This window comes from Roseovarius gahaiensis, assembly GCF_011601345.1.
Taxonomy (GTDB): Bacteria; Pseudomonadota; Alphaproteobacteria; order Rhodobacterales; family Rhodobacteraceae; genus Roseovarius; species Roseovarius gahaiensis.
In genome coordinates, this window is record NZ_JAAORB010000035.1 from 19,497 (window position 1) to 31,483 (window position 11,987).

Below are 11,987 nucleotides of genomic sequence, written 5' to 3' on the forward strand. Positions count from 1 at the left end.
GTTTAAAACCGGGCGGAGTCAAAATACGCGCGGGTATGCGCGGTGTCCTGCATCCGTTCGGATGACAGATCGGGCTGGGCTGCTTCGGCCTGCCCCCCGGTTGCTGCCGCCACGACCGCAACCGCGGGCGCGCCAGAAGCCGCCAGTTTGAGAAAATCGCGACGGCTGGCGCCATCCTCAACTTTCTTCGTCATGATAGCCTCCTCTCTGGTGAAGGCGGGCCGGGTGGCCCGCCGGGTTATGCGGAATGGTCCGCGCTCATCCGGAAGCCTTCGGCCTCGATCTCCATGAACACCCGGCCGACAGCGCCGACCGAGGCATAGAGAACCGAGTTCTTGGCGGCCTCCAAATCCGTGAAAAAGTGCCCGGCCCAAGGGCCGATATGCTTGTTGAAGAACGTCTTTTGATCTGTCAGCGCCGCCGGCGTGCCAAAGCGACCGGTGATCAGGCCGGCCATCATTTCCATCAACGATGCGATATTGTCTTCAGGTTCATAGACATTCTGCGCACGGGTCATGCCGCGCACAGCCATGTCCCGGCGCAGCGCCGCCAGCGGCTTTTCGTTCAGGAAACCCGTCAGGTAGTAGCTGGCATAGGGCAGCAATTCTCCACGACCCAGCCCGATGAACAGCGCATTGAACTCACGCTCGACTGCGGGGGCCTTGGTGTGCTGGGCGATGCGCGCAAGTGCGGCAATGGCGGTGCCCAGATCTGTTTCATCCCCCGACAAGCGCGCGGTTTGCTTCAGAAGCGCCGGATTGGGCGGCCCGGCCAGCAAAACGCCCAGAAAATCGTAAAGATCGGCGCGCAGCCGATCCTCTTCGGCTATGTCACTGGTCACGGTTGGGCTCTCCATCACTGCCTCTTTCATGGTCATGTCCGCGCAACATCTTGGTCGTCGAATGCAAACCGCATCCGCCGTCGCGGCGCGGCGTCATATGCTGACATGTCATCTTGGGATTGCGCATCTGCGGATAGCGCGGGCCGATCATACGGCTGCGCGGCGATCTCGTCAGTGTCCGCATCGCTTGTGTCATCAAAGGCCGGGGCCTCGTCCGCCTCTGGCGTGGCAGCCTCGGCAAGGTCAGGGTCCGCGGGCTTTTCCGCTTCGGCCGCCTGACGGGCCAGCTCTTCGACATGGGCCAGCATGCCCTTGCCCACCTGATAGGCGGTTTGCAGGTTTTCGACGACAGTGGCGCTGTCGGTAAAATCCTCGCCATAATCCAGCAGCCCGTCAAGATTGGCCAGCGCGGGATTGCTGAGCCACAGCTTACGCAGGGCGCGGCGGCGGATACGGTCGGGCACGGCCTTGGCCATGAACGCCTTGAAATCATCGCCCTGCTGCAAGCTGTCGGGATCGGGCAGGCCCAATTCTTCAAGCAGGTCTTCATCGGTTTTTTCGGCCTGCTCGGCCTCACGCGCGGCACGCTCTTGCGCCTCAAGCTCTTGGGCTTGGGCCTGTTCCTCTTCAGCCACACGCGCCTTGCGGCGGGACCAGAAATCAGCAGCGCGGGTCAATTCAGCCTCTCTTTGCGCACCTGCGGCGCTTGGTAGACATCTGCGGTTTTGCGAACACGGGGATCGCCAACACTATGCTCGACCTTATCTGTGCGAGTGCGGTCACGACGGCGCTTTTTGAACTCTTCCTCGATATGATGAGTGTCAACAAACCCCTGCACCCAAGCAACCACAGCCTCCGGCATCGGAACCTTTTCAATGATCTCTTCGCCGCTGTCCGCGTAATCCTGCGCCTCGTAAGGTGACGCCGTGACCAGCAACACGTCAAGCGGCGGGCCGTCGCTCGACTCGCTTTGACGCAGTATAACATAAATAGCAGGGATTCGCGCGGCCAGCCCATGCAGGTAGGCATCCGTTTCCGCGCCATGCAATTCAAGCAGTGGTGTCGCGGCGTGATACTCTATCGCGTCCCCCTCGTGGCGTAGCACGCGCCACTCAGCCTGCGCCGCAGCAGGCAGGACCGCGACGGCCTTCCACGCCCATTGCGCCCACCGAGTGACCCCCGGCGTGCGCCTAACGACCACGCCAAGCGGCATGCTGTCATATCGAGCCGGATTGTGCACCAACACCGATCCTCCCCAGTTTCGGAAAATCCAGATTGGTACAATTTTCAAACCAGACAAAGAATTTTCTGCATCCCATCGTCTACAAAAACGGATTAGGGCCAGTTTGACCAGCGCATCACGCGCCAGCGCGCCACATTGGACAAAAAGTCCGAATCGCGCGCGCGACAGGATTGGAGGCAATCCTCTGCAAAGTGCGAATTGACTAGAATCATCGGACCTGTCGCGTACGCCGAACAGCATAGGCAAGGGTGGTAAATCTTGTTTACCACGACTACGAATCATGACTACCTTAGGCCGAAACGCACCGCAGCAGCGGGCGAAATCATCAAAAAAGCGTGGCAGCCAAAAATGGATAAAAGACTGATTCTATGCAATTGTTCCGGCACGCAGGACGTGGACGCCGAGGCATTGGAAGCCGCAACAGGTTTGACCTGTTCGCAGGTTCATTCCGGCCTGTGCACCACCCAACTTGACCATGCCGCACAAGAAATCGCGACGGGTGATGCGGTAATTTGCTGCCGCCAAGAACAGCGCATTTTCGAGGAGCTGGCGACCGAATCCGAGGCCCCGGCCCCGGCCTTTACGGATCTGCGGGATCGGGCCGGTTGGTCGGATGATCCCCGCTCAAAATTACCCAAAATGGCCGCGTTGATGGCCGAGGCGACCCTACCTGCGCCCTCGGAAAAGACATTGGACGTGATTTCAGAAGGTCTATGCCTGATCATCGGCTCGTCGGATGTGGCGGTTGATGCGGCGCGCAAACTGTCGTCGATCCTGAGTGTCACGGTGCTGATGACCGACGAAGCCGCCCCCCCTGAGACCCGCGATTTCGATGTTATTCGTGGGCGCGTCAACCGGGCCGATGGTGCCCTTGGGCAGTTCCGCCTGCGGATTGATGCCTTGCAACAGGTCAACCCTGCCGGGCGCGGGGCGCTGACATGGGACAAGCCCCGCGATGGCGGGCAAACCGAATGCGATGTGATCCTTGATCTATCGGGCAACACACCGATGTTCCCGGCCGCGCACAAGCGAGAGGGTTATCTGCGTGCAGACCCCGGCAGTATAGGTGCGGTGGCCGATGCCGTGCTGGAGGCGTCACAGCTGGTCGGCACATTCGAAAAGCCGCTTTATGTGGCTTTAGAACCCTTGATTTGTGCACATTCCCGCGCCGAGCAAACCGGTTGCACGAAATGTCTTGATATCTGCCCCACCAATGCGATTAGCCCGGCGGGCGAGCATGTAAGCATCGACCCGATGATCTGTGCCGGCTGCGGCGCGTGTGCCGCGCGCTGCCCGTCGGGGGCCATCACCTACGACGCACCACCTGTCGACATGACGTTCCGGCGAATCCATACGCTGGCGTCTGCCTATCGCAAAGCGGGCGGCGACGCTCCCCGCTTGTTGGTTTGCGATCAAGAGTTTGGCACCGAGATGATCCAGCTTGCCGCGCGCTATAGCCGCGGCCTGCCTGCCGATGTGATCCCCTTGGAGGTCAGTGTAATTTCGGGCTTTGGCCATGCTGAAATGCTGGCGGCCTTGGCCTCGGGGTTTGTCAAGGTGACGGTTCTGCTGTCGCCCACCACCGAGCGGGACGCCCTGAATGACGAGGTGCCACTGGCCCAAGCCATTGCTGGCGAACATAAAATCAGCCTACTGGATGTGGCCGACCCGGACGCGCTGTGTGACGCGCTATACGCCGATACCGATCTGCCTGCACCGGTTGATCAGCCGATTTTGCCGATGGGCAGCCGCCGCCAAGTGGCACGCCTGAGCGCCAAGGCACTGCATGACGCAGATACGGTCTTGCCGTTGCCGGACAACGCGCCCTACGGTAACGTCGAGGTGAATACCGACGCCTGCACATTGTGCCTGTCCTGTGTATCTTTGTGCCCCTCCGGCGCCTTGGTGGACAACCCCGACATGCCGCAACTTCGGTTTCAGGAAGATGCCTGCGTGCAATGTGGGCTTTGCGCCAATGTCTGCCCCGAAAACGCGATTTCCTATGACACGCGCCTGAACCTCAGCGACGATGCGCTGACACAGGTTGTCCTGCATGAAGAAGAGCCGTTTGCATGTATCGAGTGCGGGGCTTTGTTCGGCGTGAAGTCAACCGTTGAGCGGATCACCGAAAAACTGGCCGGCAAGCACGCCATGTTCGCCAATGCGCAGGCCGCCAAGATGATCCAGATGTGCGACAATTGTCGGGTCAACGCGCAATTTCATTCACAGAACAACCCGTTTGCAGGCGGAGATCGCCCGCAAGTGCGCACCACCGAGGACTATCTCAGCAAACGCCGGGATCACTGATGCTGAATCGGGGCGCCCAGATCGGCAGGCTTCAGGGCCGACACATAGGCCATGATGGCCTGCAGATCGTCCAGCGTCATTTCGACGGGGACGATGGGCGGCGGGCGCTCTTCGTGGAAAGGCGGCGTGACATCGGCGACTTGCGTGAAGGCCGGATGCGGGTTGCGCGCGTAGAAACTTTGAAATCGGCTGTCCCAGTCCTGCCGCGCGCGCAGCACATGAAACGACGGGGTCGAGCCGATATCGTTCATTCGCTCGTCCCGCGACACCACATGGCACCGCCCGCACAGTTTGTCGGACAGGTTTTCGCCGCGCGCGGCGTCCCCATCAAAGGTGACGGCAGCCACCTCGGCCTTGGCCTGTTTGGCCGGACCGAACGGTGCGGCACCATCGACCGTGTAAGCCGCAACCGTGCGCTTGCCTATTTCAGAGGTCAGCCAATCGGCAAGCCGGCGGGCATTCTCGTTGTCGCGGGCCGAAATGACGATGTGCCATGTCGCCTGCGGACCGGTGAACACGGCCCGGCCTGCGCCGCTGTCCTCAGACAAGGACAAGTCTGCGCTTTCGGCGTTTTCGACCACCGCGATACGCACCCCGGTCTTGAGAGAGAAGCGCGGCAGCACATATTCCAACAATCCGCTGTCTTGCAACGCTTGCGGAACGGCCAGCGTGATGTCTTGCGCCTTGGCCATCCGCGGGGCAGTGACCATCAGCGCGACTGCGCAGCAGACTATGAACGCAAAGCGATGCATGGAACAAGGGTAGAAACCCAAGACCCAGTGCGTCAATAATTTTGACGAAAGGAGAGCAAAATGAGCGATGACATCGGCGATTTCAATATGTCCATGCGGAAATTCCTCAAGCAGGTCGGGGTGACCTCGCAACAGGCGATCGAGGACGCTTTGCGCGATGCAGGCGACCTTGAAGGCCGCGAATTCAAGGCCAAGGTCGTGCTGACGGTCGAAGGTCTGGACGTGGAGCATGAAGTGACCGGAACGATCAAGGGGCAAGGATAACCGTGGCCGTGACAAGAGAAAGCGTTCTTGAGGCGCTGAAAGGCATCGACGATCCGGCGGCTGGCGGCGATATCGTCGGGTCTGGGGCCGTGCGCGGCCTGAACGTCGAAGGCGGCACCGTGCGCTTTGTGCTGGAAATCGACCCGGCCAAGGCCGATGTGTACGAACCTGCCCGCGCGGCCGCCGAGGCCGCCGTAAAGGCCCTGGAGGGCGTGACCGACGTATCGGCGGTGCTGACCGCGCATTCGGCCAAGGCCCCACCGGACCTGAAACCGCAACGCAAGGCCGAGCCGCAAGGCCCGCAGCCTGTACCGGGGATCAACCACATCATCGCCATTGCCAGCGGCAAGGGCGGTGTCGGCAAATCCACCGTGTCGGCCAATCTGGCCTGCGCGCTGGCCGCCGAAGGCCGCCGGGTGGGCCTGTTGGACGCGGATGTGTATGGCCCCAGCCAACCCCGGATGCTGGGGATTTCGGGGCGGCCAGCCAGCCCGGATGGCAAGACCATTCTGCCGATGCGCAACCATGGCGTCACGATGATGTCGATTGGCCTGATGACCAACGAAGATCAGGCCGTTGTCTGGCGTGGTCCGATGCTGATGGGCGCGTTGCAGCAAATGCTGACACAGGTGCAATGGGGCGCGCTGGATGTTCTGCTGGTCGATCTGCCGCCGGGCACCGGTGATGTGCAAATGACCTTGTCGCAAAAGGCCGTGGTCGATGGGGCGATCATCGTCTCAACCCCGCAGGACGTGGCACTTTTGGATGCGCGCAAGGGGATCGATATGTTCAACCAGCTGAAAGTGCCGGTTCTGGGCATGATCGAGAACATGTCGACGCATATATGCTCGAACTGCGGGCACGAGGAACATGTGTTCGGCCATGGTGGCGTGAAAACCGAATGTGACAAGATGGGCGTGCCGCTTCTGGCCGAGGTGCCGTTGCATATCGATATTCGCATGGCCTCGGACGGTGGCGCGCCGATTGTGGTGTCAAACCCCGATGCCCCACAGGCGCAAGCCTTCCGTGATGTCGCCAAGGCGCTTGTGGCGCAGGGGGTGGCATGAGCGAACCGGCCTTTCCGCCGCTGATGTCGGGCCATCCGGTGGATGCCGGAATCGACCCGTTCGAGAAAGCCTGCGCCATGGCGGCCTTGGGCTGTGACGCCGGGGTGATCGTATACAACGTGGCGGCCAACCGACTGGCGGCCGCGTTGGTCATGGCCCCCGAAGTGCCGCTGGAGCAGGCGATGGCCATGCTGCCCGCCTGTGGCGTGGGGTTTCAAAACGCGCTTGGCGCGCTTGGCCCACCCGAAGTGGCCGTGCATCTGGAATGGTCCGGCGGGCTGCGCGTCAACGGCGCGGCCTGTGGCCGCCTGCGCGTAACGGCGGGCAGCGATGATCCCCACGCCCTGCCGGGGTGGCTGGTGGTGGGGCTCGAATTGCCGCTGATCTCGGTGGGGGCGGCCCCCGGCGCGCGCCCCGATGAAACGGCGCTTTATGAAGAAGGATGCGCGGAGGTCGATCCGACCGACCTGCTCGAGGCTTGGGCCCGCCACACCTTGCACTGGATCAACCGTTGGGAGGCCGACGGCTCCCGTGCCCTGCACGCCGAATGGCGCGGGCTTGGCCATGGCATGGGAGAGACCGTTTCGCAAAACGGATACAGCGGCACCTTTCTGGGCGTTGACGAAAATTTTGGCATGTTGCTGCGGGAGGATGACACGACGCATCTGATCCCGCTGAGCACGATCGTGGAGCACACAGCATGAAACTGGCCCGAGCGATACATTTCGACGAAAGCGATACGCGCGTGTATTCAAGCCCTGCCCGCACAGGTGAATGGTGCATCTCGGGCGGGTTTGAATTTTCCAACTGGACCGAAGCAGACCTAAGCGGCAAGGCCCGCCAAGCCTTTGCCAATGGGTGGCTGGGCGTCGAAACCTTTGGCCGGGTTACCTTCGTTGCCGTCACGCAAGTCGAGGAGGCAGAGCGCGCCGCATTGGCCGAGGCTTTGGCACAGCATTTCGTCTCGGTCTATGGCGCGCCGGATATTGCCACGGCTTTGCCCGTGGCCGAAGCCGAGATCGCGCATATGATCGAACTCTGCGAGGATCACGCACCCAACACATTGCTTACGGTGGCACGCGAATTGACCGACGCTGGCGTGCGCGAAAGCTATCGCATGATCGAAGCACAAGATGCCGGGCTGGAACAATTCGCCATTCATGGGGATATCGACACCCCCCAATGACTTGTGCCCAAACACCGCCCGCTTTCTCAGCGTCGTCGTGATTGGGGCGCGCCGCCCCGGCGGCGCCATAGTCACGATATCGTGACGCGGGCGACCGTGGATCAAAGCTATAATGACAGTCTGCTGCCGTTTCCAAGGGTCGATCAATAGCGCGCCGCATCGTTCTGAGAGCCCCATATTGGGACGGAACCGCGTGTAAAATCGGCCTCTTACTCACTGATAAGGCGACGTTTTTCTTCACAACCCGCACCAGCCTCTTTGGTCCCGAAGGTCGCGACGCCGTCATACCCCCATGCATTGCCTTCAGGTTAAATACCTTGGCCTGCTTTCCCCCATGTCACGGCGTGATTCAGCCGAGGGAAGGCCATGCGGACTAGTCAAGTCTACAATGAGACGCATCATTGCATAAGTGTAACTTCTATCTCGTATGATACATTGTTCCCCTGTTTCAAATGCTGCAATAACTCTCGGATGGAAATTTTTGACTAAAATGATGATGCAAGACCAAAACAATCTCGTTGACCAAATCGATGTCTTGATCATCGATGACCACGTTCTTCTGTCAGAAGTCTTGGCCGAACGGTTGGCAAGCGATGATGAGATTTGTGTCGAGCATACGTCACGCATGAAAACGGCCCTGGACAAGATCAAAGAGCGTGGCCGGTACAAAGTGATTTTGATGGATTACAACCTGACCGACGTCGAAGGTCTGGAGGGCTTCAGGGCTGTGAATTCCGCGAATGACGGCGGGGTTGCGCTTTTTTCCGGCGTGGCCGGAAGCGTCACAATCGAGCAATTATTGGCGGAAGGGGCGGCAGGCTACATACCAAAGACCGTGTCCGCCAACACGCTAGCACACGCTGTCAAGTTTATTGCTGCAGGTGAAACCTTTGTGCCCGCAGATTTCATTTTGCAACTGTCCAGCGGGCAAGACAACGATTTTGACCTGAAAAAACGAGAGAAGCAGGTGCTTGCGTTCCTTTACGAGGGCTTGCAAAACAAGGAAATTGCGCGTGCCTTGGCTATTAGCGAAGTGATCGTAAAAATGGATATGAAATCTATTTGCCGAAAGCTGAATGTGCGAAACCGTACACAGGCCATAATCAAAGCACAGCAGTGTGGTCTGGTTTGACGTGCCGACAGGGCGTTCGAGCACATAGATCATAGCAAACGGGCACGAGTTCATCCTTTGTGTTGAATAGAGTTCCTACTCAGTCATTTCCGAACGAGGAGGACAAAACTGAATGGCTGGCTCTTGCAAAATACGCTGCGGATGCAAGTCCGCGTGTTTCAAAGATCTTGCTCACCGAAACGCGAAATGTGCCGGAAGCCGGTCAAGGTCTGGTTCATGATATCGTCTACACGCCGGTGCAAACCCGTGATTTGATCGCGGTCGCCCAAGGGGCCACCCAGTGGCCACGCCAAACAGAACTTGACCAGATGGCGGGTTCCGGCAACCTTTAAATCAAGACCAGACAGCTTTGAGAGCGCCTGAAAGAAACGATGTGACGGGCAAGGGAATAGGATAGATTCGCTGGACAAAGTGACTGATATGGATTGGGCGGACACGCCGCTTGGGCCGGTAACAGACTGGTCCATCAGTTTGCGCGCGCTGGTCGAGGCGCATGCGTGCAGCAGCATCCCCACCTGCCTGTTCTGGGGGCCCAGTAACATCATGGTGCCAAATCCGGCTTGGCAAAGCGGATTGGGCTCACACTCCGTTCAACTCGCAGGTCTGCCCGCAGCCGACGTGTCCATGGAGCTTGACCATGCCTGTCGGGCTGTGTTGGACGGCGACGCCACAGACCCGCTGCGCGCGGCGCTGCTGCCGCTGATGTGGCGCCTCCTTGTCGACCGACCCTCCGTCGGGTTTGCGTGCACACGCGTGGCGAACAACGCTGGCCAGACCGAGGGGGTGCTGGTGCAGCTGAACTTCGCAGCTTACAGCGCCCGGCAGACTGAAAGCGCACACGATGAAAAAGCGCGATCCAGTTTCATGCTTCGCCTCAGCGACGCGCTGCGCCGCCTGAATGACGCCAAAGAGGTGCAAACCCTTGGCACGCAGATTATAGCCGAGGAACTGAACGCCGACCGTGCCAGTTTCGCAGAAGTGGATTTAGCGGCTGGCCAAGCCTGTAAACGGTGCGAATATCGCCGCGATACGTCCGCGCCGTCGCATGCTGTCGACCATGAACTTTCGAACTATGGCCCGGCGATCCATCTGTTGCGCCAAGGCTTACCACTCGTCATCGACGATCTATGGGATGCGGAGGGGGCACCAGCCAGTCCAGCGGCCTCCGAGGTGCTCCGCTATGCGCACGCCCCCTTCCGGGCACAGTTGACGATCCCGATCCTGCGCAATGATGAGCTTGTGTCGATCATCTCTGTCCGGCATGACCAGCCGCACCGCTGGAATGTCGACGAGATTGCGATGGCGCATGTCGGCGCGCTGCGTATCTGGGAGGCGCTTGAGCGCGCGCGCGCTGAGGCCAGCACACGCAGAAGCGAAAAACGATTCCGCGCGCTGGTGACTGCATCCTCGCAGGTCGTTTATCGTATGAGCCCCGACTGGGAAGAGATGCAGCAATTTGATAGGCTTGGCGTGCTGCGCGACACCGCGCTGTCCTCTGCCGAATGGCTGACCACCTACGTCCATCCCGACGACCAGACAGCCGTTTGCGCCCAAATCCGCGAGGTGATTGAAACCCGCAGCTTGTTCGAGATGGAACACCGCATTTGGCGTAGCGACGGAAGCCTGGGTTGGGTGCTGTCGCGTGCTGTTCCCGTGATGAACGCAAAAGGTGAAATTCAGGAGTGGTTCGGCGCGGCGACAGACATAACCTCACGGCGCAAGGCAGAAGAAAAGGCCCAACAGGCCGCCAGCTTACAGCTTGAAGAAGCAAGGTCTGCGGATGCGCGCAAATCACAGTTGATTGCAACTTTAGCCCATGACCTGCGCACACCGCTGGTGGCCATTCTGGGCGCGTTGGACTTGGTGCGCTACGAGGAGGGCGAGGCAGCGGCGCAAAAGCATGTGCTGGACCGCATCGAGCGCGATGGCCATAGTATGCTGCAACTGATCGACGATGTCCTCGACTTGGCGCGCCTTGGGGCGGGCGAGTTGCGACTGCGCCCCGAGGTCTTCGACCCGGCAAAGCTACTTGACGAGGTGGCCGACATCGTCCGGTCTCAGGCCGCAGCCAAGGGCACCGAGGTGGCAACCCAAGCCGCCGCTTTTCGGCGATGTATCGGCGCTGCGTCGGATCCTGATCAATTTTGCCAGCAACGCCGTAAAGGCGACCGAGGGTGGTCAAATCCAATTGCAGGCCAACGCCGACGCGCCGGGCGACGCGGGGTGGGTTGTGACCTTCTCTGTGGCTGACACCGGTCATGGTATCGCACCCGAGGACATCCCGCGGCTGTTTCGAGACTTCGGCACGCTCGACCGCGAGGATGTCGCGGCCGCCAGTACGGGCCTTGGATTGGCCATTTGCCGACGGCTTGCTTCGGCGATGGACGGCGAAGTTGGCGTCGAGAGCACCCCCGGTAACGGCGCACGCTTTTGGTTACGGCTGACGCTGCCCGAAGCGGAAAGGATACCCGTCCAAGAGACAGAGCCCGAAATCCAGCCCAACGAGTTCGACGGGCTGCGCGTGCTGGTGGCCGAGGATGACGAGATGATCCGCCAGATCACCTGCGTAACTCTTACCCGCTATGGTGCCGAGGTTGCCGAGGCCGTTGACGGTCTGGAGGCCGTGGAACATGCCACGGCCGAGCCGTTCGACCTGATCTTGATGGACCATCGGATGCCAAACCTCAGCGGGGCCACCGCAGCCGCACGCATCCGCCGGTCAAATGGGCCGTCTGCGCAGGCGCATATCGTCTGCTTCAGCGCTCATCAGGCATCCGAAACCTCCGCGATGCTCGGTGAGCTTGCCTTCGACGCGTGGCTGCCCAAACCCCTAGACTGTACCAGCCTTGCCAAAATCCTGCACGGCGGCGACGCCGCCACAGCAGAGCGCCCCCATGCCGACACCCTGTTTGATCCCGCCATTCTGGCGGCGTTGGGCTCCCACGACGACGGCACGCTGTTACGCCGGTCGCTTGCTGGCCTTGCCGAAGAGATCACCGAAGCCGAGACGGAGCTCCCGAAACGCCTTGCCGCTGACGACGCCCGTGGCGCAGGGCGCTTTGCCCACAAACTTGCCGGCCTGTGCAATGTCTTGGGCGCGCACCCTCTGGGCGATGCGCTAGAGCGTGTCGCCCCTGATCAGATTCAGGATTCCCATGATGCTTGCTTTGTGATTCCATGCTTTTGAGGCATATA

General features: G+C 60.4%; 14 protein-coding genes. 9 read left to right on the top strand and 5 right to left on the bottom strand.

The window, feature by feature from the left end:
* Positions 1-2: 2 nt before the first annotated feature.
* From HAT86_RS13640 to HAT86_RS17075, 4 genes are read right to left on the bottom strand one after another with little or no spacing between them, the layout of a single operon-like run.
* Entirely contained in the window at positions 3-194 is a 192-nt protein-coding gene (locus HAT86_RS13640) for a ubiquinol-cytochrome c reductase iron-sulfur subunit N-terminal domain-containing protein (RefSeq protein ID WP_167198866.1), read from the bottom strand.
* A gap of 44 nt (positions 195-238) precedes the next feature.
* Complete coding sequence (locus tag HAT86_RS13645; protein WP_167198869.1) at positions 239-877, bottom strand: TorD/DmsD family molecular chaperone; 639 nt, start codon at positions 875-877, stop codon at positions 239-241.
* Positions 874-1,518 (bottom strand): DUF3306 domain-containing protein, encoded by a 645-nt coding sequence (locus tag HAT86_RS13650; protein ID WP_167198872.1) that lies wholly within the window; start codon positions 1,516-1,518, stop codon positions 874-876. Before HAT86_RS13650 ends, HAT86_RS13645 begins: the two co-directional genes overlap by 4 nt.
* Complete coding sequence (locus HAT86_RS17075) at positions 1,515-2,366, bottom strand: DUF3305 domain-containing protein (protein WP_331272552.1); 852 nt, start codon at positions 2,364-2,366, stop codon at positions 1,515-1,517. The genes HAT86_RS13650 and HAT86_RS17075 overlap by 4 nt, the downstream gene beginning before the upstream one ends.
* Before the next feature lie 66 nt (positions 2,367-2,432).
* Here HAT86_RS17075 and HAT86_RS13660 point away from each other — a divergent pair, with 66 nt between their 5' ends.
* The gene (locus HAT86_RS13660; protein ID WP_167198875.1) at positions 2,433-4,391 is read left to right on the top strand and encodes a 4Fe-4S binding protein; all 1,959 of its coding nucleotides are present in this window, start codon (positions 2,433-2,435) and stop codon (positions 4,389-4,391) included.
* Here HAT86_RS13660 and HAT86_RS13665 read toward each other — a convergent pair.
* On the bottom strand, positions 4,385-5,101 hold the full coding sequence (locus HAT86_RS13665) for a hypothetical protein (RefSeq protein ID WP_231125914.1): 717 nt from the start codon (positions 5,099-5,101) through the stop codon (positions 4,385-4,387). The genes HAT86_RS13660 and HAT86_RS13665 overlap by 7 nt on opposite strands.
* 102 nt (positions 5,102-5,203) lie before the next feature.
* On the opposite strand from HAT86_RS13665, the gene HAT86_RS13670 reads away from it, so the two are divergent.
* The 8 genes from HAT86_RS13670 to HAT86_RS13705 all read left to right on the top strand — a co-directional run bounded on the left by HAT86_RS13670 (position 5,204) and on the right by HAT86_RS13705 (position 11,979).
* Entirely contained in the window at positions 5,204-5,407 is a 204-nt protein-coding gene (locus tag HAT86_RS13670; RefSeq protein WP_167198881.1) for a DUF6494 family protein, read from the top strand.
* 2 nt (positions 5,408-5,409) lie between these two features.
* Complete coding sequence (gene apbC, locus HAT86_RS13675) at positions 5,410-6,474, top strand: iron-sulfur cluster carrier protein ApbC (protein ID WP_167198884.1); 1,065 nt, start codon at positions 5,410-5,412, stop codon at positions 6,472-6,474.
* The gene (locus HAT86_RS13680) at positions 6,471-7,178 is read left to right on the top strand and encodes a biotin/lipoate--protein ligase family protein (protein ID WP_167198888.1); all 708 of its coding nucleotides are present in this window, start codon (positions 6,471-6,473) and stop codon (positions 7,176-7,178) included. The genes apbC and HAT86_RS13680 overlap by 4 nt, the downstream gene beginning before the upstream one ends.
* Positions 7,175-7,660, top strand: coding sequence for a DUF6505 family protein (locus tag HAT86_RS13685; protein ID WP_167198891.1), 486 nt, complete (start codon positions 7,175-7,177; stop codon positions 7,658-7,660). The genes HAT86_RS13680 and HAT86_RS13685 overlap by 4 nt, the downstream gene beginning before the upstream one ends.
* Positions 7,661-8,150: 490 nt before the next feature.
* Positions 8,151-8,792, top strand: a complete 642-nt coding sequence (locus HAT86_RS13690) for a response regulator transcription factor (RefSeq protein WP_167198894.1) — start codon at positions 8,151-8,153, stop codon at positions 8,790-8,792.
* A 62-nt stretch (positions 8,793-8,854) separates the two neighbouring features.
* Positions 8,855-9,124 carry a hypothetical protein gene (locus HAT86_RS13695; RefSeq protein WP_167198897.1) on the top strand — a complete coding sequence of 90 codons (270 nt, stop codon included), beginning with the start codon at positions 8,855-8,857 and terminating at the stop codon, positions 9,122-9,124.
* A gap of 88 nt (positions 9,125-9,212) precedes the next feature.
* The gene (locus tag HAT86_RS13700) at positions 9,213-11,042 is read left to right on the top strand and encodes a GAF domain-containing sensor histidine kinase (RefSeq protein ID WP_167198900.1); all 1,830 of its coding nucleotides are present in this window, start codon (positions 9,213-9,215) and stop codon (positions 11,040-11,042) included.
* A complete protein-coding gene (locus HAT86_RS13705) occupies positions 10,930-11,979 on the top strand; it encodes an ATP-binding protein (protein WP_331272553.1) in 1,050 nt (349 codons plus the stop codon). The genes HAT86_RS13700 and HAT86_RS13705 overlap by 113 nt, the downstream gene beginning before the upstream one ends.
* Positions 11,980-11,987: the final 8 nt, after the last annotated feature.